Origin of the sequence: Mycobacterium sp. UM_Kg27 (assembly GCF_000972905.1) — a bacterium.
Lineage (GTDB): Bacteria > Actinomycetota > Actinomycetes > Mycobacteriales > Mycobacteriaceae > Mycobacterium.
This window is the reverse complement of sequence record NZ_JRMM01000034.1, coordinates 1-22,314: the sequence shown is the minus strand read 5'-3', so window position 1 is coordinate 22,314 and position 22,314 is coordinate 1. Positions and strand designations below refer to the sequence as shown.

Sequence of the window (22,314 nt, the reverse complement as noted above, 5' to 3'; positions counted from 1 at the left end):
GACGGCATGGCACTCAGTCGGTGTCGCTGCATCGGCCCTCCTCGGCCTTGATCCAGGGGAACACCGCTGTGCGGCCTTGGGTGTCGCTGACCCGGATCTGGACAGCGCAGAGGTAGTACTGGATAAACCCGCCGTAGGCGCCGAGTCGGATGGCCTTGCGGTAGTTCTCCGGAGCCTTCTGCAATGACATGTCCAGGCCGGCCAGGTCAGCGTTGATCGCAGTGGTCAACCGATCTACCTGAGTGATGGTGTTGGTCAAAGGATCCCGGGCGTTGCCGAGCAGATCGGCCAGCGACGCGGTGCCGCGGTCCAGGGCGGTCACCGCGGTCCCGATCGGGTCGCGATCGGCCGCCAGGCCGGCGACCAGCTTGCTCAGCCGGTCGATCGCCCCGGAGAACCGTTTGTCGCCGTTGGACAGGGTGGCCAGCGTCGTACGCAGTTGGTCGATCAGCGATTCGATCACCTGGTTGTTGTCGGCCAAGGAGTTTGAGAACGACGACGTCCGCGACATCAATGAGTCGATGGTGCCGCCCTGGCCCTGCATGATCTGAATCAACGAGGCCGTGAGCGAATTGACGTCCTGCGGATTGAGTCCGCGGATCACCGGCTTGAGGCCGTTGAGCAGCAGATCCAGATCCAGCGCCGGCGCGGTGCGCTCGAGCGGGATCTGCGCTCCCTTTCCCAACAGCTGAGTCGAACCCGGCCCATCGACCAGTTCCAGGTAGCGGTCACCGACCAGGTTCAGGTAGCGCACCGAGGCCTGGGTGCCGGTGGTGAGCGGGATGTTGCGGTCGGCCTGGAACTTCACCAGAACCGTTCCGTCTGGACGTAGCGACACGCCACCGACCGTGCCGACCCGCACGCCGGCGACCCGCACGCTGTCGCCGGCCTTGAGCCGCGAAGCGTCGGCGAACACCGCCTGATAGCCCACCGTTGGGCCGGTCCGCACTTCGGCGAAGATCGCGAACAGAAATACCGTCGCCAGTACCATCACCACGGCGTAGACGCCGAACTTGACCAGAGTCGCCAGCCCGCTTCTCATCCCGGCATCCCCACTTGGGCGCTGTTGCGCGGCGGCCCACCGATCGGGCCGAACAGCGCCTGCTTGAGGCCATCGGAGTTGAGCAGGATGCCCTGGTTGCCGTATTCGTACGGGTTGGCGCCGGTGTCGGCGATCAACGCGGGCACCCGGTACTCCGGCGGTACGTCGGGCAGGCCCAATTCGGTGCAGTAGGACCGGTCGGAGCGGGCCGCCACCTTCGGTAGATGGTCGGGGTAGCGGTAGCGTTCCTTGGCCAGGGTGAAGCTGGCGGTGATGATGATGCCGGGGACATCGAACGGCGGGGATTTGGCGAACGGCACCAGACCGCCGATCGAGCAGCCGAGTTCCTCGTGATACTTGTCCAGCAGCGCGGCGGTCGGCTCCAGTACCTGTGTCAAGTCGGTCAGGGCCTGTCGATTCTCACCCAGTACCTCGTTGCCGGTGTCGGCCAGACCGATTGCGCTGAGCAGGAAGGTGTCCAGGCTGTTCTGCTCGGCCACGATGCTGTCACTCATGGTGTTGGTGGCGTTGAGCGCGGCGGTCAGGTCCGGGGCCGCATCCGCGTAGGACCGGAACACCGGTGCCATGGTGGCGGTCTCGTGTTCCAGGGCCCCCAGGCTGGGTTCGATCTCTGCCAGCAGCTTGTCGAAGTCGGTGAGCGCCTGACCCAGCTTCTGCCCGCGTCCGTTGAACGCGGTCGAGACCGCACTCAGGGTCTCGTTGAGTTTCTTCGGATCGATCTTGTCCAAGACCCGTACCAGCTGTTGGAACACCGTGTTGATCTCGACGGTGACGTGTTCGCCCGCCAGGACCTGTCCGGCGTGCATGCGGGCGGTGACCGGTTCCGGCGGCGGCACCAGATCGACGAACTTAGCCCCGAACACCGTCGAGGAGGCGATCCGGGCGCTGACGTTGGCCGGGATCAGTGACAGCTGTCCCGGTTCCATCTTCAGATGTAGGACAGCAGTGCCGTCCGGCTTGGCCTCGATGTCGCCGACCTTGCCGACCTGTACGCCGCGGATCTTTACCTTGGCGTCGGGGTACATCACCAGGCCGGCGCGCTGCGACAGCACCGTGACAGGCACCGTGCGGGTGAAGCTGCCCCGGAACAAGCCGATGGGCAGCCCGATCACGGCCGCGATCGTCAGCACCGTCACCAGCCCGATCAGCGGACGCAGGTATGCCGGCTGCTGACGCCTTACGCCTGCGGGCCGATGCCGGCCCGCGGCGGCCGAGCCTCGGTCCGGATCGTTAAGGTGGCCACCCAGCGGCGGATCTGCGGTCGCTCCCAGGACCATTACCGCTCCGTCACCGCGGCGTTGAGGCGGACGTCATCGCGAGCTGGGATCAGCGCTCCGACACCACTGAGCACCATCGCTGCCGCCCCTTCCACGATGGTTACCGCCGACACCGCAGGCCCGAAGAGTTCTACGCACTGTGCCACACCACTGGCCCCCGGCGGGTGGCCTTTAGCGATGTACGGCATCGAAACTCCTTGCTGCTACCGGGGTGCCTAGGTGACCGCGCCGACGGTCTTGAGTTCGATGATGCGGTCCCAGTCCAGGCCGAGCTCGGCCAGGATTTCGTCGGTCTGTTCGGCGAATCCGGGTGCCGGCCCGGTCGCCGGGGCGGTCACGTCGAACTGCACCGGGTTGGCGACCAATTCGAGTTCGCCGGCCTGCACGATGTAATCGTTGGCGCGGATCTGCGCGTCCGCAGCGGCCTGCAAGGTGTCCTGGACCGGCGCCCACGGGCCGGCCAGGGTGGCGAAGCGCTCACTCCACTCGGCTAGCGTCCGCTTGGCCATCGCCGCGCACAGGATCTCCACCGCGGCCGGGGTGTGCTCGGCGAAGGACTGCGCGGTGGCGAACCGTGGATCGTCGATGTAGTCATGCAGTTCCATGTGTTGGCACACGTCGGCCCAGAACTTGGTGGGCTGCATCATGACAAACGAGATGTAGCGCTCGTCGGCGGTCGCGTACACCCCCACCAGCGGGTTGATCGGCGAGCCATGCACACCGGGCGGCTGTTGAATCAGGCGCTCGCCCAGATGACTGGTCAAGGCGACGGTGTGGCCCATGGCCCACAGGCCGCTGCCCAGCAGCGATACGTCCACTACCGACGGCTCGCCGGTGCGCTCGCGCTTGAACAGCGCCGCCGCGATACCGCCGGCCAGGTTGGTGCCGGAGATGGTGTCCCCGTAGGCCGGCCCGGGCGGTGCGATCATGCCGTCGATACCGGGCGGGGTGATGGTGGCGGCGGTACCGGCGCGACACCAGAAGGCGGTCATGTCGTAGCCGCCTTTTTCCGATTCGGTGCCGCGGGGGCCCAGCGCGCTGCCGCGCGCGTAGATGATCTTCGGGTTGACCGCACGAATGTCCTCGACGTCCATAGCGAACTTCTTGCGGTGACCGGGAAGGAAACTGGTCAGGAAAACGTCTGCGCCTTTTGCCAATTCGAGCAACACCTCGCGCCCCTCGGGCGTCGACACGTCCAGGCCGATGCTGCGCTTTCCGCGGTTGGCGTGCTCGATGTTGGGGTTGGGGTCGCCCTCGACCCGCAACATGCCGGTCTGACGCAGCCCGCGCTGCGGGTCGCCGGTGACCGCATGCTCGACCTTGATGACCTCAGCACCCCATTCGGCCAGTACCGCACCGGCCGACGGGACAAATCCGTACATCGCGACCTCGAGCACCCGGATGCCCTCCAGCGGCCTCATTCGGCGGCTCCGACGGGCGTGGCGAGGGTCTTGCTCTCCAGGAATTCCTCCAGCCCCGCGACACCCATCTCCCGGCCGATGCCGGACTGCTTGTATCCCCCGAACGGCGCGTCCGGGCTGAAGTAGTTGCCACCGTTGATCGAGAAGGTTCCGGTCCGGATCCGGCGGGCCAGCGCCAGCGCCCGGTCCTGGCTGCCGAAAACGGCACCGGACAGTCCGTAGATCGAGTTGTTGGCGATGCGGACCGCATCATCGTCGTCGTCATAGCCGATCACCGTCAGGACGGGTCCGAAGACCTCCTCCTGGGCGATCTCGCTGTCCGGGTCGACGTTGGTCAACAGCGTTGGGGTGTAGAAGAAGCCGGGGTCGACCTTTTCCCCGCCGGTCACCAGCGTGGCACCGGCGGCCACCGCGCGTTGCACCATGGCGTCGACCTTGTCGCGCTGCTTAGCGCTGATCAGCGGCCCCATGTAGGTCTTGGGGTCGGTCGGGTCGCCGTAGCGCACGTGCGAGAAGTTTGTCTTGATCATCTCGACGATCTCGTCGTGATGGCTGTTGGGCACCAGCAGCCTCGATGTCAGTGCGCAGCCCTGGCCGGCGTGGGTGACCATGGAGAACGCGGCGAACACCGCGGCCATGTTGAAGTCGGCGTCATCGAGGACGATGGCCGCGGACTTGCCGCCCAGCTCCAAGAAGACCCGCTTGAGTGTCCCGCTGGCAGCGGCCATGATCGCCCGCCCAGTCGGGGTGGACCCGGTGAAAGTGACCATGTCCACGTCAGGATCGGTGGTCAACACGGCACCGACCGCCGGGTCCGACGAGCTGAGCACATTGACCACCCCGGCGGGGATATCAGTGTGGTTGGCGATCAGTTCGCCGAGCGCGAGAGTGATCAGCGGCGTGTCGGGCGCGGCCTTGAGTACCACGGTGCAGCCGGCGGCCAGCGCGGGCGCGAGCTTCGCCAGGGCCAGTTGGTTGGGGTAGTTGTAGGCGATGATCGCGCCGACGACGCCGGCGGCTTCCTTCTCCACCCAGCGGTGATGCAGCATTCCGCGGCTCTCGACGTTGCCGAGATCTTCGGTCATCGGATAGTTCTTCAGCAGATCGGCGTAGTAGCGCACGATCGCGATCGGCTGGTCCAGCTGTGCACCCTGGGTCAGCGCCGGGGTAGCACCGACCTCGGCGATGGTCAGTGCGGCGAGTTCGTCACGGTGCTCGACGAGCGCACGGTGCAGTTGGTCCAGGCAGCGGATCCGCAGTGCGGTGTCGGTGGCCCACTCACCGGTATCGAAGGCCCGACGGGCCGCCGCGATGGCCGCGCCCGCGTCCTCGACGCCGGCCTCGGGGGCGTAGCCCAGGACTTCGCCGGTGGCCGGGTTGAGCGAGGCATACGTGGCGCCCGCCTCCACCAGCTCACCGTTGATCAGCAGTCGCCGGTCGACACCTTGTCCCGTGGAGCTGTCGGCGGCGGTCTCTGCTGTGTCCTGCGAACGCATCGAGCCTCCCGATGGGTAACTAGATTCTCATCTGCGGCGAATCATACATCTCGCATGTGAGAACTCAAGAGCCGGAGAAAGGCGTTGCAACCTGCACTTCTACGGCGAGAGTTAATGCGGCTGCGGCATTTTCGCAGCTGAGAGGGGTCCGGGTGCGCCTTGCCAGAATCCAATATACGAGAGTACGATTCTCAACACTCGGAAAGGAGATTCTTTGTGACCGAGACCGGCCTCGTAAGGACTGCTGTCGTGACCGGGGGCGCCTCGGGCATCGGTGCGGCGGTCGTTACCCGATTGCGTGCCGCCGGCCATCGGGTGGCCGTCATCGACCTCAAACCCAACGGCGGTTCAGCGAGCCTCGACGGAGGAGAGGCGAAGCTGGGACCGGCGCATGAACACGGTCAGGATCTGGCCTTCGCCGCCGACGTGACCGATCGCGCCCAGATCGACGCCGCACTGACGCAGATCCGCGAACAGCTCGGCCCGGTCACCATCCTGGTCAACGCCGCCGGCAAGGACGGTTTCAAAAAATTCAGCCACATCAGCTTCGAGGACTGGCAACAGATCATCGACATCAACCTCAACGGGGTCTTCCACACCATTCAGGCAGTACTGCCCGACATGGTCGAAGCCGGCTGGGGACGCATCGTCAACATCTCCTCGTCGAGCACTCATTCCGGGACTCCGTATATGGCGCACTATGTTGCGGCCAAATCCGCAGTGAACGGGCTCACCAAGACCTTGGCGCTGGAGTACGGGCCGAGCGGGATCACGGTCAACGCCGTACCGCCGGGCTTCATCGACACCCCCATGCTGCGCAACGCCGATCGTCGGGGATTCCTCGGCAACATCGAGGACAACATCGCCAAAACCCCCGTACGGCGCATCGGACAGCCCGAGGACATCGCGGCGGCGTGCGCGTTCCTGGTGTCTGAGGAGGCCGGCTACATCACCGGGCAGATCATCGGCGTCAACGGCGGCCGAAACACCTGACATTCAAGATATTTCCACGCCACGGCGTGCACGGGCACCAACGAAAGGAACACCAGTGGGACGCGTTGCCGGGAAGGTCGCATTCATCACGGGGGCAGCCCGCGGGCAGGGCCGCAGCCATGCACTGCGACTTGCCGAGGAAGGCGCCGACATCATCGCCGTCGACCTGTGCCAGGACATCGAGACGATCGGCTACCCGATGGCGCGGCCGGAGGATCTCGAGGAGACCGCCAAGCTGGTCGAGAAGACCGGTCGCAGCATTGTCACCGCGCAGGCCGACGTACGCGACGCAGCGGCGCTCAAGACCGCGCTGGACGCCGGCCTGGCCGAGTTCGGCAAGCTCGACATCGTTGTCGCGCAGGCCGGTGTCGCAGGCATGAAGGGCAACCCGCCGCTGCAGGCCTGGACCGACGTCATCAATACCAACCTGGTCGGAACCATCAACGGCATCCAGGTCGCGCTGCCCCACCTGTCCGAAGGCGCCTCGATCATCGCCACCTCCTCGGCGGCCGCGTTGATGGACGCCCATCAGAAGGCGAACCCGGGCGCCGACCCCGGCGGGATGGCCTACATGACCTCCAAGCGGTTGATCGCACAGTACGTCCATGATCTCGCAACGGAGTTGGCGGTACGCGGCATCCGGGCCAACGTCATCCACCCGACCAACTGCAACACCGACATGTTGCAGAGCGAGCCGATGTACCGCTCCTTCCGGCCCGACCTGGAACACCCGACCCGCGCCGACGCCGAGCCGGTCTTCTACGTCCAGCAGGCGATGAAGGTGCCGTTCATCGAACCCGAGGACATCTCCAACGCAGTGCTGTGGCTCGCCTCCGAGGAGGCCCGCTACGTGACCGGCATGCAGTTGCGAGTTGACGCCGGCGGATACCTGAAGTGGTACGACTACCACGTCTGATGGCACCCGTCGTTTCGCAGCGCACCGAAATCGGTTGAAAGGAGCGAGAACATGAAGGTTTCCGTTGATGGCCAGCGGTGCCAGGGCCACACGCTGTGCGCGATGATCGCGCCCGACTCCTTCGTGCTCAACGACATTGACGGCACCTCTTCGCCGGTGTCCGAAGTGGTTCCGGCCGATCAGCAGGACGCCGTGCGTGAGGCCGCACACTCCTGCCCCGAACAAGCCATTCTCATCGAGGAATGAAAGGGAGGATTCCTTGAGCGTCAACGACTCACTGCCCGCGACCGGCCAAGACGATGTATCCGACGATCGCAAGAAGAACACCTTCTACTTCGATCGGCACACCCCGGAGTACCGCGATCGATTCGACGAGATAACCAGCGAGATGCACGCCAAGTGTCCGATGGCGTGGAGTCCCACCTACAACGGGCACTGGGTGGCCGCCGACAGCAAGCATGTCTTCGAGCTGGCCCGCTGTCCGGTCGTCTCCAACCACCACGACGTCAGCGGCGAAACTCCTTTCCAGGGCATCACAATTCCCAAGGCGAGCCGTGCGACCGTGGTGCGCGGCGGCATCCTGGAGATGGATGAGCCCGAACACAGCGCCTACCGTGGCGCGCTGAACCCGTACCTGTCCCCCGCTGCGATCAAGCGGTGGGTGCCGTTCGTGGATGAGATCACCCGCGCCGCGCTCGATGAGCACATCGAGTCGGGCCAGATCGATTTTGTCGAGCACCTGGCCAACGTGGTGCCCGCGGTGTTCACCCTCGCCATGATGGGCATCGAACTCAAGAAGTGGAACGTCTACAGCGAGCCCACCCACGCCTCGGTGTACACCCCGGAGCACTCACCCGATCGTGAAAAGATCAACGAGCAGCATCGCGAGATGGGCATCGACATCATCAACAACATGATGGAGATCCGGGAGAACCCGCGCCCGGGGCTGGTCAACGCGATGCTGCAGTTGCGCATCGACGGTGAGCCGGCACCCGACATCGAGATCCTGGGCAACCTGGGCCTGGTCATCGGCGGCGGTTTCGACACCACCACGGCGCTGACGGCGCACGCACTGGAATGGCTCGGCCAGAATCCGGCCGAGCGCACCCGGCTCAGCCGGGAACGCGCGACGCTGTTGGACCCGGCGACCGAGGAATTCCTCCGGTTCTTCACGCCCGCCCCCGGCGACGGCCGGACATTCGCCGAGGACGTCGAGGTGGAGGGCCAGCAGTTCAAACAGTTCGAGCGACTGTGGCTGTCGTGGGCGATGGCCAACCGCGACCCGGCCATCTTCGAAGATCCCAACAGCATCATTTTGGACCGTAAAGGCAACCGGCACTTCAGCTTCGGCCTGGGAGTACACCGCTGCATCGGGTCCAACGTGGCGCGCACGGTTTTCAAGTCGATGCTGACCGCGGTGCTCGACCGGATGCCCGACTACCAGTGCGACCCTGCAGGCGCGGTGCACTACGACACGATCGGCGTCATCCAGGGCATGCGGAACCTGCCGGCCACCTTCACCCCGGGCAAGCGGCTCGGGCCGGGGCTGGACGCGACCCTGGAGAAGCTGCAGCGGATCTGCGATGAGCAGGAGTGCGCGCGCCCGATCACCGAGCGCAAGGAACCGGTCGTCATCGACTGAGCCTCGCGCTAGCCGCGAGGCAGTCCCAGCCCCTGTTGGGCAATGATGTTGCGGTGAATCTCCGAGGTACCCCCGGCGATGGTGCCGGAGAAGCTTCGGGCGTGCCGCTCGAACCAGCTGGCGAAGTAACTGTCGAGGTTCATCGGCGCATATGATCCCGAATTCGCAGGGTGTACCAGGCCGTCCGCACCGGCCGCGTCCAGCGCGTGACCGGAGGCGAACATCTCGGCCTCGGAACCGAGCAGCTTGAGCACCGACAGTGCGGCCGCGTCCTCCTCGCCGCGCGCCGCGCGCGCCAGCGCCGCCGACCCCAGCAGGCGCAGGGCCTGATAATCCATGACCGCGGTGGCAAACCGGTCACGTTCGAGCGCACCCTCGGGATGGAAGTCGGCGATGATGTTGTCCAGCCGGTCGGCGAAACCCAGCCACATCATGGTGCGTTCGTGCCCCAGGGATCCGTTGGCCACCCGCCAGCCACCGTGCAGCGGACCGACGAGATTCTCCGCCGGCACCCGCACATCGGTGAAGAAGACCTCGTTGAAGTCTTCGTCGTCGATCCCGCAGATGGTGGGGAACGGACGGCGCACCACCCCCGCGGTGTCGGTCGGGATGACCAGCACACTGATGCCCTTGTGTTTGGGCGCATCGGGATCGGTACGAACGAAGGTGAGCAGCACGTCGGCATCGTGGGCGCCCGAGGTCCACACCTTCTGGCCGTTGACGATGAAGTCTTCTCCGTCACGATCGGCCCTGGTCCGCAAGGACGCCAGGTCCGATCCCGCACTCGGCTCACTCATGCCCAGCGAGGCGGTGATCTCAGCACGCAGAATCGGCACCGCCCAGCGTTGCTTCTGCTCATCGCTACCGAACGAAAGAAGCGATGCCGCAATAATATTCACACCTTGCGGATTGAAGCTGTGATAGATGCGGCGCCGGCACAGCTCTTCTAGATGCACGAACTGCTGCAGCAGGGTGGCGTTGCGACCACCGAACTCCGGCGGATTGCCGGGCAACAACCAGCCGTTGTCGAACAGCAGTCGCTGCCAGTCGCGCGCCCATTGCGGCATGTGCGACACCGAACGTGGCCGCTCCAAGGCGTCGGCCTCGGGGGGCAGGTTGGCGTCGAGGAAGGCCGCGAACTCGGCGCGGAACTCCTCGACGTGCGCGTCAAATGCGAGCTGCAAGGTACTCCTCGGCGATCGCGGCGCGGTGCTGCGCGGCGCCCCCCAGCATCAACTCGCCCGCCTTGGCCCGCTTGAGCGCGAACTGCAGGTCGTTCTCCCAAGTGAAGCCCATCGCGCCGAACAGTTGCAGCCCATGGCGGAAGACCACCGACTGGCATTCCCCAGCGGCGGCCTTGGCCATGGCGGATGCCATCCGCCGCCGCGGGTCATCGACTGTGATCGTCAACGCGGCGAAATAGGCCAGCGCCCGGGCGCGTTCGATCGCCACGTGCATGTCGGCGGCCTTGTGCTGGACGGCCTGGAAGGAGCCGATCGGCACCCCGAACTGTTGCCGGCTGCGGACATGCTCCAAGGCCAGGTCGAGGATGCGCTGGCAGGCACCGACCATCGTCATCGCCATTCCGCTGAGCGCGACGTGGCGCGCCCGCTCGACGTCGACGCGGATCCGGGCCCCGTCAGGCACCTCAACGCCGGCGAAGGACACGTCGCTGACGTGCAACGTCGGGTCGAAGACGGCCGATTTTCGGGTCGTCACCGCGCCGGCGTCGACCAAGAACACACCCGCCGCGGTGACTACCGCCAGCCGATCGGCGCGGTCGCCGTCCAGGACACGCAGGGCGGTTCCCTCCAGCACCCAGCCGGCGGCGTTGCGATGCGCACTCACCCCACTGAAGACCGCTGCGCCAGTGGAACCGTCCGGGTTGTGGCGCTCACCGACCAGCGGGGCGAATTGGGTCATGGTCGCCAGGAAGGGCGTCGGGTCGGTGGCGCGGCCCAGTTCTTCCAGGACGATCGCCAGCTCTACCGCGTTCTCGGGCTCGTGCAGCTCGGTCCAGCCCAGGTCGACGTAGACCTTCCAGAGTGAGTCGACTGCGCCGCCTTCCTCTCCCTCGGCGACACGGCGTACCAGCGAGGGCGAGCACTGCTTGCCCACCACATCGCGTACCGTGCCCTGCCACAGTCGCTGATCTTCGTCGAACTCCAAAAGCATCGCAGCCACCTCTCCCAAGCGCCGATTGAGAATAACATTCTCGCTAATGGATGTAACGATCTCGTGTTGAGATGCCTTGCCGTCGCTGCATAACGACGTAGTGATCTGGCGACGACGTCACCCACTGCGGGCAACCGTCGCGGGTCAGTATGAGAATCTTGTTCTTGCCTGCAAAGAATACAGCTATACAATGGGTACCACCGGGGGGTCGGGCGGCACGGTGACTGCACCACGTGCCCGGCGGGCGGTACTACGAAGGGCGGCGTTGATGATCGAGCACCCCGACGGCACCCGCACGCCTGTCATCGACGCCAGTGTGCACATCTTTGCGGCATCCAACTCCGACCTCCGCACCTTCATGCGCGAACCGTTCAAGAGCCGCGGCTTTCCCGACTACGAAATGGACTGGTACGGCGCGCCGGGCGGCGAGTACGCCCCCGGCACCGACGGCCCGCAGCGCCAATACCCGGGGTCCGATCCCGACCTGGTCGCCCAGCACCTGTTCGCCGAACGCGGGATCGACGTGGCGGTGCTGCACCCGATGACCCGCGGGGTCATGCCGGACCGGCATCTGGGATCTGCGATCGCCGCGGCGCACAACGAGATTCTGGTGTCGCGCTGGCTGGACCACCCCGAGTACGGCGAGCGCTTCCGGGGCACCATCCGGGTCAACCCCGACGACATCGCCGGCGCGCTGCGGGAGATCGAACGCTGGAAGGATCACCCCCGGATCGTGCAGATCGGCGTTCCGTTGCAATCCCGGGAACTCTTCGGCAAACCGCAGTTCTGGCCGCTGTGGGAGGCGGCCATCGACGCGAGCCTGCCGGTCGTGGCACACATCGAGGTGGGTTCGGGCATCTCCGCCTCGCCGACGCCGTCCGGCGTGCCCCGCACCTACGAGCAGTACGTCAGCTTCATGGCATGCAATTACCTGTACCACCTGATGAACATGATCGCCGAGGGCGTCTTCGAGCGGATGCCGGCGCTGAAGTTCGTGTGGGCCGACGGCGCCGCGGACCTGCTGACGCCGATCATCTGGCGGATGGACACCTTCGGCCGGCCACACCTGGAGCAAACACCCTGGGCACCGAAGATGCCCAGCGACTACCTGCCCGGCCACGTCTACTTCGTGCAGGGCGCCATGGACGGCCCCGGGGACACCGATTTTGCCGGCGAATGGTTCGGCTTCACCGGCAAAGAGGACATGGTGATGTACGGGTCCAGCTATCCGCACTGGCAGCGCAACGACCTGATCGTTCCACGCGCATTCAGCGCCGAACAGCGCGACAAGCTGTGCTGGCGCAACGCCAGTCGGCTATACGGCATCGACGTGGGCGCCGTCGCGGGCGCACACTAGAGAGCAGCAGGAATCAAGGGAGTTCACGATGACCGTGACAGCCACCGAGCGTAAGCCGGCCGCCGAGCGAATCGCTGTGCGGTGTGTGGATTCGGACGTTCACCCGGTGCCGCGGCGCGGCGACCTGGTGCAATATCTCCCCGAGCCCTGGCGCAGCAAGTACTTTCTGCCCCGTCGGGTCGGCGAGCAGATCTACTACGACGCCCCCGACTACGCACACGCCTTCGCCATGCGTGTTGACGCGTTCCCGGCCGATGGCGAATTCCCGGGAAGCGACCCGGAGTTGGCGTTCAAACAACTCATCATGGAAGCGGGCGCCGACTACGCGATCCTTGAGCCCGCCGCCTACCCGGCCCGCTTCCCCGAAGCACAGCAGGCGATGTCGACTGCGCTCAACGACTGGCAGGCCAACCATTGGCTCGACGCCAAGAACAACTGGCATGAGCGCTGGCGCGGCTCGATCTGCGCCGCGATCGAGGACCCCGCCGGCGCGGTCGCCGAGATCGAGAAATGGGCCGGGCACCCCTACATGGCGCAGATCCTGATCAAGGCCGAGCCACGGCCCGCGTGGGGCGACCCCAAGTACGACCCGATCTGGGCGGCGGCCACCAAGCACGACATCACCGTGAGCTGCCACCTGTCCCGCAGCCATCACGAAGAACTGCCGATGCCGCCGGTAGGAATGCCCAGCTACAACCACGATTTCATGGTCACCTACTCGCTGCTGGCAGCGAACCAGGTGATGAGCCTGGTGTTCGACGGGGTCTTCGACCGGCACCCGAACCTGCGCATCGTGCTCGTCGAACACGCCTTCACCTGGATCCTGCCGCTGATGTGGCGGATGGACGCCATCTACGCGGCCCGCAAGTCATGGGTAGACATCAAGCGCAAGCCCAGTGAATACGTCAAGGAACACATCAAATTCACCACCCAGCCATTGGACTACCCGGAGGATAAGACCGAACTCTCACGTGCCCTGGAATGGATGGAGTGCGAGAAGATCCTGCTCTATTCCTCGGACTACCCGCACTGGACCTTCGACGATCCGCGCTGGCTGGTCAAACACCTGCCCAAGGCGGCCCGGGAAGCGGTGATGTTCAAAAACGGACTGCAGACCTACCACCTTCCCGACACGGTCCCGGCCCTCGAGGGACAGGTGCGGGTGTTCTAGATGAGCCACGACGAGCAGCGGCCCCGGCTGGCCCAGGGCCGGGAGCACATTGTTGCCACCATCGATGAAATCCCGCCCGGCACGCACAAGCTCGTGCCGATCGGGCATCACGGAGTCGGCGTGTACAACATCAATGGGACGTTCTACGCAATCGCGAACTTCTGCCCTCACCAGGGCGGTCCGCTGTGCTCGGGCCGGCTGCGCGGTCGTACCGTCGTCGACGAGGAGCGCCCGGGCGACGCCGCCATGGTCCGCGACCTCGAGTACATCTACTGCCCTTGGCATCAATGGGGTTTCGAACTCGCCACCGGTACGACCGCGGTCAAACCGGAGTGGAGCATCCGCACCTACCCGGTGCGGGTAGTCGGCAACGACGTCCTCGTCCAGGCCTAGCGCACAGGAGTTTTCGGTGGCCTCTATCGAAGTCAACGCCGGCAACGTTGTCTACGAGATCCTCGGTACCACGGGTGAGCTGATCGTCTTGACCCCCGGTGGGCGATTCTCCAAGGAGATCCCCGGATTGCGCCCGCTCGCCGACGCTCTCGTCGAAGGCGGGTACCGCGTGCTGCTGTGGGACCGGCCCAACTGCGGGGCCTCCGACGTGCAGTTCTACGGCCAGTCCGAATCGCACATGCGCGCCGAAACCCTGCACGGACTGTTGACCGCCCTGGGGACTGGACCGGTCATCCTGGCCGGCGGCTCGGGTGGGGCACGCGACTCGATCCTGACCACCATGCTCTATCCGGAGTTGGTCACCAAGCTGGCCCTGTGGAACATCGTGGGCGGCATCTACGGCACCTTCGTGCTCGGGTCCTACTACGTGGTGCCCAGCATCCTGGCCGCGCGTGGTGGCGGCCCGGCGGCCCTGCTGGGCGTACGCGAATGGCAGGAGCGGATCGAGGAGAATCCCAACAACAAACAACGGCTGCTCGACCTGGACGGCGATGCGTTCCTCAAGGTGATGTTGCGCTGGCTCAACGCCTTCGTCTCCAAGCCGGGCCAGACGATTCCCGGCGTGGACGACGAGATGTTCGACCGGATCACGGTTCCCACACTGATCATCCGCGGCGGCGAGAACGACTGGGACCACCCGAAACGGACCTCACTGGAGGTCAACTGCCTGATCAAGGGATCCGAGCTGATCGACCCACCCTGGCCCGAAGACGCCTGGGAGCGGGCCGCTGAAGATCGGGCATCGGGAAAAGTCAGTCACTTCAACATGTTCGACACCTGGGTGCAGGCCGCCCCGGCGATCCTGGAATTTTTGGGCCGCTGATGCACTCAGCTGGTATGGATGTGAACCTCGCAGTTCAGCGACGCCTCCAGCGCCGTGTGGATCCGGCTTTCGCCGACCCGCTGCAGATCCGACTCCGCCAACGTCACGTGCACGATGTCCAGACCATCGGGCCCCGCTGCGCGAGCGATCTCGCCGGACAGTCCCAGCCCGGCCAGCACCCCGTGCACGTCGTCATCGGTGCCCCTGCTGAGGTAGGTCACCACACCTGGCGTCGGCGCCGTGCCGAAGGCTTTGGCGCACAGCCGCACACCGATATCAATGACGTCCCGTTCGGCTCCGGTGATCAGCAACCGTACGTGTCGCCGGCCCACCGGCATGGCGGCGATGTCGGCATCGACCACATCGACACCGGCTTGGCCGGCCAGCTCGCGCAGCGTTGCCATTCCCGACATCAGATGCTCGGGCACCAGCTTCCCGGCCGGGTCGACGTCGAGTCGCACCACCGCTGTTCTCACGTCCGCGAGCCTAGTCAAACGAGGTGTCAATGACGACCAACAGCACGGTCACTCCGGACGCCAAAGCGATCACTGTGGCCGCCTGGCCGGGCTGCCCGCCGCGACTGCTGCGACTGCAGTCCGGTGTCGAGGGCGCAACGGAATACCAGGCCGGCGGCTATCGACCGCTGCGCGACCCGGACGAGCTTCTCGCCGAGGTGGAACGCAGCGGTCTGCTCGGCCGCGGCGGCGCGGGATTCCCGCTCGCAGTCAAGCTGCGTTCGGTGCGCGACGCCGGCCGCCGCGGCCGCGACACCGTCGTGGTGGCCAATGGCGAAGAGGGCGAACCAGCCTCGATCAAGGACCGGTGGCTGCTGCGCAACCGACCCCATCTGGTACTGGACGGGTTACGGCTGACCGCGGCTACGGTGGCGGCACGTCGCGCCTACGTCTATGTCTCCGATGCCTGGGCGGCCCGCAGCGTCGAGAACGCCCTGACCGAGGTCGGCCCGGAAGTCCTTGGCGGGCTGTCGATCCGGGTGGTCACCGTCGACGCGGGCTATGTGGCCGGCGAGGAGACTGCGGCGGTGCGGGCCATCAACGGCGGCCCGGCCAAGCCGACGGACAAACCACCTCGCCCCTACCAACAGGGAGTCGGTGCGCTGCCGACCCTGGTCTCCAATGTCGAAACGCTGGCGAATCTCCCCTATCTGCAACAGCACGGAGCCGAAGCGTTTCGCACGCACGGAACTGCCTTGTCGCCGGGTACCTTCCTGGCCACGGTCAGCGGCGGCGGGGTTTCGCCCGTGCTCTACGAGCTGCCGCATGGCGTCCCGATCGCCGAACTGCTGAGCGCGCACGGGATTGCGGCCGAGCAGGTCCGCGGTGTTCTGATGGGTGGGTATTTCGCCGGTCTGCTCAACCACGAAGCGCTGCGGGTCACCCTCGACCACGAGTCGCTGCGCGCGAGCGGCAGCGGCCTGGGCTGCGGGGCGATCTGCGTTCTCACCGACGACTGCCCGGTGGCGGTGGCGGCCGCGGTATTGGCCTATTTCGGCAGGGAGAACGCCGGGCAGTGTGGGTCGTGCTTCAACGGCACCGTGGCTATGGCGGCGGTCGCCGAAGCCCTGCGGGATGGAGTCGCGACCACCGAAGACGTGCAGCGGCTGCAACGGTGGGCCGGTGTGCTGCCCGGGCGCGGCGCCTGCGGCACGCTGGACGGTGCCACCCATGTTGCCGCCAGTCTGCTGACCCGGTTTCCGGAGTTGGTGACGCGCCACCTCGACGGCGCCTGCGACGTCTGCCGTGGCGGCGCCTTCCGCGCGATGCGTCCCTACCAGGTCGAGGAGGTGACGGCATGAAGATCCGCCTGGACCGCACGCTGTGCGACGGGTTCGGCTTCTGCGCCAAACACGCGCCCAAACATTTTTCGCTGGACGACTGGGGCTATGCGTCCTTGACGGGCGACGGGTCGGTTGAGAAAGCCGACGAGCACGATGTCATGCGCGCCCTGCTGGACTGCCCGGTGCACGCCATCATCGAGATCACCGAAGAGGACGACCTATGAGCGCACCTGGCCGTCCCCTTCCCGCGGTCACCCCCGAGAACGAATTCTTTTGGACCGCTGGCGCTGACGGCGTGCTACGGCTGCAGGAATGTCTCGATTGCGCCGCACTGATCCATCCGCCACAACCGGTGTGCCGGTATTGCCGCAGCATGAATATGGGTGTGCGTGACGTGTCTGGCCGGGCCACGCTGGCGGGCTTCACCGTCAACCACCGATTCAGCCTGCCCGGTCTGCCGGCGCCCTATGTGGTGGCGCAGGTAGCGATCGACGAAGACCCACGAGTTCGGCTGACCACCACCCTCATCGACTGCGACCCCGACCAGCTCGGACTGGGCCAGCAGGTGGAGGTGGCGTTCGAGAACATCGACGATGTCTGGTTGCCGCTGTTTCGGCCGGTGCCCGACAGTGCGGAGATCAAGCCGCTTCCCGACGACGAGATCGCGCCCGAAGACTACGCACAGCATGTGCGCCCGATGGTGTCCGCCGACAAGTTCGAGGACAAGGTGGCGATCACCGGGGTCGGGGCGTCACGACTGGGCCGTCGGCTGATGGCCGCGCCGCTGGCGCTGACCGTGCAGGCATGCCAGGCGGCCGTCACCGATGCGGGCTTGACCTTCGAGGACATCGACGGACTCTCCACGTACCCGGGCTTAGACGTCGCGGGCATGGGCGAGGGCGGGGTGTCGGCGCTGGAGGGCGCGTTGGGGTTCCGCCCGACCTGGATCAACGGCGGCATGGACACCTTCGGTCCGAGCGGTTCTGTCATCGCCGCGATGATGGCCGTGGCCACCGGGCTGGCCCGGCACGTGTTGTGTTTCCGAACCGTGTGGGAATCGACCTTCGCCGAGCGGCTGAAAGTGGGCAGGGCCGCACCACCCGGCGGACGGCGTACGAACAGTTGGCAGGTTCCGTTCGGCGCCACCTCGGCAGCACACACCCTGGCACTCAATGCGCAGCGGCATTTCCACCGCTACGGGACCACCCGCGAGACACTCGGCTGGATCGCGTTGAACCAGCGGGCCAATGCCGCACTGAACCCGACCGCGATCTACCGCGATCCGATGGGCATGGACGACTACCTGTCCGCTCGGATGATCACCACCCCGTTCGGTCTCTACGACTGCGACGTCCCGTGCGATGGCGCGGTCGCGGTGATCGTGTCGGCCGTCGATGCGGCACGCGACTTGGCCAAGCCGCCGATCCGGGTCGAGGCGGTCGGCACTCAGATCATCGAACGAACCGATTGGGACCAGAGCACGCTGACCCACGAACCGCAGGTCCTCGGCCAGTCCGCACACCTGTGGTCCCGGACGTCGTTGCGGCCGGCGGACGTCGACGTCGCCGAACTCTACGACGGGTTCACCTTCAACTGCCTGTCTTGGATTGAGGCACTGGGCTTCTGCGGCATCGGTGAGGCGAAGAGCTTCCTGGACGGGGGCGTCAACATCGCACGCGACGGGGTGCTGCCGCTGAACACCCACGGTGGTCAGCTCTCGCACGGCCGTACGCACGGCATGGGACTGATCCACGAGGCGGTCACCCAGCTGCGCGGTGAGGCCGGTGAACGCCAGATCGCCGATGCGCGGGTCGCCGTGGCCAGCAGCGGCGGACTGACACCGAGTGGGGTCATCTTGCTGCGGACCGACTCGTGAGGACCGACTCGTGAACACAACGGTGCGCCCGCGGATGGTCAGTGCCGACGGGGTCCCGATGTCGGCACTGGTCGCCGAGGTCCCCGATCCGCGTGCGGTGGTTGTCGCGCTGCACGGTGGTGGGACCACGTCGATCTACTTCGACTGCCCCGGACAGCCCACGCTGTCGCTGTTGAGAGCCGGTGCGGCGCTGGGCTACACCGTGATCGCGTTAGATCGTCCGGGCTACGGCAGCTCAGCCCTGTATCCGGAGGCGATGACCGAGCCCGAGCAACGCGTCCGGCTGGCCTATCTGGCCGTCGATCGGATCCTGGGCGAACGGGGTCGTGGCGCAGGGCTGTTCGTGCTGGGTCATTCCAACGGTTGCGAGCTGGCGGTGCGGATGGCCGCAACCGACCGCGGCGCGGAGCTGCTCGGTCTGGAACTGGCCGGCACCGGACTGCGCTACCAAGACGCCGCGCGTACCGCATTGAGTTCGGCCGGACCCGGACAGCGGCCCGCCGGTCTGCGCGAACTGCTCTGGGAGCCCGCCGCGCTGTACCCGGAGGCGGTGCTGCGCGGGATCACCAACGCATCGTCGGGCGCTCCGTATGAGGCCGACATGGTGGCCAGTTGGCCGCGACGGGACTTTCCGGCACTGGCCGCACAGGTTCGGGCGCCGGTGCGCTTCACCTTCGCCGAACACGAGAAGGTCTGGGAGTCCGGCCCGGCCGCGCAACGCGAGATCCGCAACATCTTCACTGCCGCAGACAGTTTCACCAGCAACCACCAGCTCGAGTCGGGTCATAATCTCAGCCTTGGCTTCAGCGCAGCGCAGTACCACCAGTCGGTGCTGTCATTCGTCAACGATTGCGCGACCGCCATCGTCGCGCGAGACTCGGAGGTCAGCTGATGCGGGTCGGATTCATCGGGTTGGGCAGCCAGGGCGCGCCGATGGCGCGGCGCATCATCGAGGGCGGCTACGCCACGACATTGTGGGCGCGAAGAGACGGCACGCTGGAGTCCTTCTCCGACACCGAGGCACGCATCGCCGATTCCCCCGCGAAGTTGGCCGGCCAAAGCGACCTGGTCTGCCTGTGCGTGGTGGGCGACGCCGATGTCGAGGAAGTGGTCCGGGGCGACAGCGGTGTGCTGGCCGGACTGCAGCCCGGCGGAATCATCGCGATTCACAGCACGGTCCATCCCGACACCTGTCGCCGGTTGGCGCAGGACTGTGCCGAACAGCAGGTCTCGGTGATCGATGCTCCGGTCAGCGGCGGCGGTCCGGCCGCCGCGGCCGGCACCTTGCTGGTGATGGCCGGGGGTGAGTCCGACGTCGTCGAGCGCTGCCGGCCCGTCTTCGAGACCTACGCCGACCCGGTGGTGCATCTGGGCGAACTGGGCACCGGTCAGGTGACCAAGCTGCTCAACAACCTGTTGTTCACCGCTAACCTCGGGACCGCCGCCACCGCGCTGGCTCTGGGCGAGCAACTGGGCGTCGCCACCGACCGGCTCGCCGAGGTGGTGTCCCGGGGCAGCGCGAACAGCTTCGCGCTGAACAGCATCCGGGGGTCGGGCGGCACCCTGGACCGGCTGGCGGGGCTGGCAGGAGCCCTGCTGCAGAAGGATGTCCGATTGGTGTCTGATCTGGCCCAGCGGGCGGGGGCAGATCCTTCAGCGGTGCTCGATGCCGCTGATGCGGCGCTGGCGCTGATGGATCACCCCCGGTGACGCCGGTCTGCGCAGAACCCTTCCGACACGCTGCCGTTTACCTTACAGTAGCGGTTATAGTCCATCGTCCCAGCGTCGGCTTCGCCTAGCTTCCGGCGCACCGAGGAGGTTCGATGACCAAGGCGGAACTCATCTTCGACCCGTTCTCCGAAGAGTATTACGAGAACCCCTTCGACATCTATCGGCGCATGCGCGAGGAAGCACCGCTGTACTACAACGCCGAAGAGGACTTCTACGCGCTGACCCGCCACGAAGATGTGTCGGCGGCTCTCAAGGACTTCGAGACCTATTCGTCGGCCCGCGGCTGCGATCTCGCGATGGTGCGCTCGGGTGAGGCGCCGCAGAAAATGATCATCTTCATGGACCCACCGGATCACCGGCATATGCGCAGCCTGCTCAACAAGGCCTTCACCCCGCGCGCGATCCAGGCCCAGCGCGACACCGTCATCGAGCAGGTCGAGCGGTTCCTGGGCGCCGTCGACCCCGACGGTTTCGACGTGGTGCAGGACTTCTCCGGCCCGTTCCCGGTAGAGGTCATCACCCGGATGGCCGGCGTGCCTGATGAGTACCGTCAACAGGTTCGGCACTGGATCGACACCTCGCTGCAGCGCGAGCCGGGGCAGATCGAGGTCAGCGAAGCCGGCATGCAGGCCACCATCGAGACCGCGACCTACTACTACGGACTGATCCAGGAACGGCGCGCCAACCCGCAGGACGACATGATCAGCAGGCTGATTGCCGCCGAGATGCCCGGCGAGGACGGCAGCATGCGGCGCCTCGACGATATCGAGATCACCGGATTCGCCTCGCTACTCGGGGCCGCCGGTGCGGAAACCGTCACCAAGCTGGTCGGCAACGCCGCAGTGATCTTCGCCCGCCAGCCCGACCAGTGGCAGAAGCTCCTCGACGATCGCAGCAAGGTTCCCGCGGCAGTCGAGGAACTGCTGCGCTACGAGGGCCCGGTGCAGTACAACGTCCGCTACACCCTCAAGGAAGCGCACGTCGCCGGTGGCACCATTCCGGCCGGCAAACCGGTGTTCTTGATCGCCGCGGCCGCCAACCGGGATCCCGAGGCGTTCACCGATCCCGACACCTTCGACGTCGACCGGGACCAGACCCAGGCGCAACACCTGGGCCTCGGATATGGGATTCACAGCTGCCTGGGGGCAGCGCTGGCCCGGATGGAAAGCGTCATCGCCTTGGAGCGACTGCTGGACTTCATGCCTCGCTATGAGGTGGATTGGGCTGGCCTGCAACGAGTTCACATGCAGAACGTCTCCGGCTGGAAGAACGTTCCCGTCCGCGTGCTGCGTTAGGGGTGTCAATGTCACGCCGACAGGTGGTGGTCGATTACGGGTTGTGCGAAGCCAATGCGATCTGTATGGGCGTCAACCCGGAGGTGTTCCACGTCGATGACGACGACAACCTCTTCATTCTCAAACCTGACATCACCGCCGAGACCGAACGCGACGTCGCCGAGGCGGTCCGCCGCTGCCCCCGCCAGGCGCTGGCGATCGTCGAGGTCGACGACTAGCGCGCCGGGAATCCCGACAGGATCACCGCGTTGCACTCGGCCGCGGCCTGCCGAAGCTTCGCCGCCTCCTGGTAGGCCTCGGAGTGGTACCAGGCGCGGGCGGCGTCGACGGTTTCGAACTCCAATACCACGGTTTGGTTTCCGTGCCACTGGCCTTCCAGCACCTCATGCTGGGTCTCGACGGTCAGGATCGTGGCGCCGGCCATCGTCGGCCCGGCAGCCTTACCGTAGGCAACCATGCCCGCGGGGTCCTTGATGGCCTCGGTCAAGATGACATATCCCTTGGGCGCGTTCGCCATTAGCTCTCCTGAGTTTCGGTGACGTCGTCGATGGCACGTTCTGGGCATTGCTTGATGGCGTCGCGAACCGCGTCTTCGAACTGCGCCGGCACTTCGTCAACGGTGACCTCGGAATAACCGTCGTCGTTGATGACGAACACCTGCGGGCAGATCGTGGTGCAGATGCCATGTCCGGCACAGCGATCGGGGTCGACCCAGGCCTTCATCGCGCCGCCCGATCGGCCGCGGGGGTGAATTCCAGGTTCAGTTGGATCAGCCCGCGCAGGATGTAGGTCGGGATGTAGTGGAACTGACGCGCCCCCTGCGGGCC

General features: G+C 66.0%; 24 protein-coding genes and 1 pseudogene. 15 read left to right on the top strand and 10 right to left on the bottom strand.

What is annotated here, in order from left to right; all coding sequences use genetic code 11:
• Positions 1–13 precede the first annotated feature (13 nt).
• From LI94_RS07960 to LI94_RS07945, 5 genes are read right to left on the bottom strand one after another with little or no spacing between them, the layout of a single operon-like run.
• Entirely contained in the window at positions 14–1,042 is a 1,029-nt protein-coding gene (locus LI94_RS07960) for an MCE family protein (protein WP_046282803.1), read from the bottom strand.
• Positions 1,039–2,340, bottom strand: a complete 1,302-nt coding sequence (locus LI94_RS07955) for an MCE family protein (protein WP_082105694.1) — start codon at positions 2,338–2,340, stop codon at positions 1,039–1,041. Before LI94_RS07955 ends, LI94_RS07960 begins: the two co-directional genes overlap by 4 nt.
• Positions 2,340–2,528: a hypothetical protein gene (locus tag LI94_RS23070; RefSeq protein ID WP_152664781.1), complete on the bottom strand. Its 189-nt coding sequence runs from the start codon at positions 2,526–2,528 to the stop codon at positions 2,340–2,342. The genes LI94_RS07955 and LI94_RS23070 overlap by 1 nt, the downstream gene beginning before the upstream one ends.
• Positions 2,529–2,555: 27 nt before the next feature.
• Positions 2,556–3,761, bottom strand: a complete 1,206-nt coding sequence (locus LI94_RS07950) for a CoA transferase (RefSeq protein WP_046300858.1) — start codon at positions 3,759–3,761, stop codon at positions 2,556–2,558.
• The gene (locus LI94_RS07945; protein WP_046300857.1) at positions 3,758–5,257 is read right to left on the bottom strand and encodes an aldehyde dehydrogenase family protein; all 1,500 of its coding nucleotides are present in this window, start codon (positions 5,255–5,257) and stop codon (positions 3,758–3,760) included. Before LI94_RS07945 ends, LI94_RS07950 begins: the two co-directional genes overlap by 4 nt.
• A 216-nt stretch (positions 5,258–5,473) precedes the next feature.
• On the opposite strand from LI94_RS07945, the gene LI94_RS07940 reads away from it, so the two are divergent.
• Genes LI94_RS07940 through LI94_RS07925 form a run of 4 tightly spaced genes read left to right on the top strand, consistent with a single transcriptional unit; the run spans position 5,474 to position 8,808 of the window.
• Positions 5,474–6,250, top strand: a complete 777-nt coding sequence (locus LI94_RS07940; protein ID WP_046300856.1) for an SDR family oxidoreductase — start codon at positions 5,474–5,476, stop codon at positions 6,248–6,250.
• A gap of 55 nt (positions 6,251–6,305) precedes the next feature.
• Complete coding sequence (locus tag LI94_RS07935) at positions 6,306–7,166, top strand: mycofactocin-coupled SDR family oxidoreductase (RefSeq protein ID WP_024440884.1); 861 nt, start codon at positions 6,306–6,308, stop codon at positions 7,164–7,166.
• 51 nt (positions 7,167–7,217) lie between these two features.
• A complete protein-coding gene (locus tag LI94_RS07930; RefSeq protein WP_024440885.1) occupies positions 7,218–7,412 on the top strand; it encodes a ferredoxin in 195 nt (64 codons plus the stop codon).
• 13 nt (positions 7,413–7,425) lie between these two features.
• Positions 7,426–8,808 (top strand): cytochrome P450, encoded by a 1,383-nt coding sequence (locus tag LI94_RS07925; protein WP_046300855.1) that lies wholly within the window; start codon positions 7,426–7,428, stop codon positions 8,806–8,808.
• A gap of 8 nt (positions 8,809–8,816) precedes the next feature.
• Here LI94_RS07925 and LI94_RS07920 read toward each other — a convergent pair whose 3' ends face one another.
• Both LI94_RS07920 and LI94_RS07915 read right to left on the bottom strand, forming a co-directional pair.
• Positions 8,817–9,992, bottom strand: a complete 1,176-nt coding sequence (locus tag LI94_RS07920; RefSeq protein WP_046300854.1) for an acyl-CoA dehydrogenase family protein — start codon at positions 9,990–9,992, stop codon at positions 8,817–8,819.
• Positions 9,976–10,983 carry an acyl-CoA dehydrogenase family protein gene (locus tag LI94_RS07915; protein ID WP_024440888.1) on the bottom strand — a complete coding sequence of 336 codons (1,008 nt, stop codon included), beginning with the start codon at positions 10,981–10,983 and terminating at the stop codon, positions 9,976–9,978. Before LI94_RS07915 ends, LI94_RS07920 begins: the two co-directional genes overlap by 17 nt.
• 268 nt (positions 10,984–11,251) lie before the next feature.
• Here LI94_RS07915 and LI94_RS07910 point away from each other — a divergent pair, with 268 nt between their 5' ends.
• Genes LI94_RS07910 through LI94_RS07895 form a run of 4 tightly spaced genes read left to right on the top strand, consistent with a single transcriptional unit; the run spans position 11,252 to position 14,787 of the window.
• A complete protein-coding gene (locus LI94_RS07910) occupies positions 11,252–12,340 on the top strand; it encodes an amidohydrolase family protein (RefSeq protein WP_024440889.1) in 1,089 nt (362 codons plus the stop codon).
• A 28-nt stretch (positions 12,341–12,368) separates the two neighbouring features.
• The gene (locus LI94_RS07905; RefSeq protein ID WP_024440890.1) at positions 12,369–13,511 is read left to right on the top strand and encodes an amidohydrolase family protein; all 1,143 of its coding nucleotides are present in this window, start codon (positions 12,369–12,371) and stop codon (positions 13,509–13,511) included.
• Positions 13,512–13,904 (top strand): Rieske 2Fe-2S domain-containing protein, encoded by a 393-nt coding sequence (locus LI94_RS07900; RefSeq protein ID WP_024440891.1) that lies wholly within the window; start codon positions 13,512–13,514, stop codon positions 13,902–13,904.
• 16 nt (positions 13,905–13,920) lie between these two features.
• Positions 13,921–14,787, top strand: a complete 867-nt coding sequence (locus LI94_RS07895; protein ID WP_024440892.1) for an alpha/beta hydrolase — start codon at positions 13,921–13,923, stop codon at positions 14,785–14,787.
• A gap of 5 nt (positions 14,788–14,792) precedes the next feature.
• Here LI94_RS07895 and LI94_RS07890 read toward each other — a convergent pair whose 3' ends face one another.
• Positions 14,793–15,263: a hypothetical protein gene (locus LI94_RS07890; RefSeq protein ID WP_036457227.1), complete on the bottom strand. Its 471-nt coding sequence runs from the start codon at positions 15,261–15,263 to the stop codon at positions 14,793–14,795.
• 29 nt (positions 15,264–15,292) lie between these two features.
• Here LI94_RS07890 and LI94_RS07885 point away from each other — a divergent pair, with 29 nt between their 5' ends.
• The 7 genes and pseudogenes from LI94_RS07885 (at position 15,293) to LI94_RS07855 (ending at position 21,705) form a co-directional block, all read left to right on the top strand.
• Entirely contained in the window at positions 15,293–16,603 is a 1,311-nt protein-coding gene (locus tag LI94_RS07885) for an NADH-ubiquinone oxidoreductase-F iron-sulfur binding region domain-containing protein (protein WP_046300853.1), read from the top strand.
• Positions 16,600–16,794: pseudogene (locus LI94_RS07880) on the top strand (ferredoxin); the annotation flags it as partial. The gene LI94_RS07885 and the pseudogene LI94_RS07880, both read left to right, overlap by 4 nt.
• 11 nt (positions 16,795–16,805) lie before the next feature.
• On the top strand, positions 16,806–18,461 hold the full coding sequence (locus tag LI94_RS07875) for an OB-fold domain-containing protein (RefSeq protein ID WP_046300851.1): 1,656 nt from the start codon (positions 16,806–16,808) through the stop codon (positions 18,459–18,461).
• Positions 18,462–18,495: 34 nt separating this feature from the next.
• Positions 18,496–19,353 carry an alpha/beta fold hydrolase gene (locus LI94_RS07870; RefSeq protein ID WP_052739901.1) on the top strand — a complete coding sequence of 286 codons (858 nt, stop codon included), beginning with the start codon at positions 18,496–18,498 and terminating at the stop codon, positions 19,351–19,353.
• Positions 19,353–20,171, top strand: a complete 819-nt coding sequence (locus LI94_RS07865) for an NAD(P)-dependent oxidoreductase (protein ID WP_046300849.1) — start codon at positions 19,353–19,355, stop codon at positions 20,169–20,171. The genes LI94_RS07870 and LI94_RS07865 overlap by 1 nt, the downstream gene beginning before the upstream one ends.
• Positions 20,172–20,284: 113 nt before the next feature.
• Positions 20,285–21,487, top strand: coding sequence for a cytochrome P450 (locus LI94_RS07860; RefSeq protein ID WP_024440899.1), 1,203 nt, complete (start codon positions 20,285–20,287; stop codon positions 21,485–21,487).
• Between the two features lie 8 nt (positions 21,488–21,495).
• Entirely contained in the window at positions 21,496–21,705 is a 210-nt protein-coding gene (locus LI94_RS07855) for a ferredoxin (RefSeq protein WP_024440900.1), read from the top strand.
• On the opposite strand, the gene LI94_RS07850 is transcribed toward LI94_RS07855, so the two are convergent.
• Positions 21,702–22,004 carry a DUF1330 domain-containing protein gene (locus tag LI94_RS07850; protein ID WP_046300848.1) on the bottom strand — a complete coding sequence of 101 codons (303 nt, stop codon included), beginning with the start codon at positions 22,002–22,004 and terminating at the stop codon, positions 21,702–21,704. The two genes, LI94_RS07855 and LI94_RS07850, sit on opposite strands and share 4 nt — an antisense overlap.
• Entirely contained in the window at positions 22,004–22,210 is a 207-nt protein-coding gene (locus tag LI94_RS07845) for a ferredoxin (RefSeq protein WP_024440902.1), read from the bottom strand. The genes LI94_RS07850 and LI94_RS07845 overlap by 1 nt, the downstream gene beginning before the upstream one ends.
• Positions 22,211–22,314: the final 104 nt, after the last annotated feature.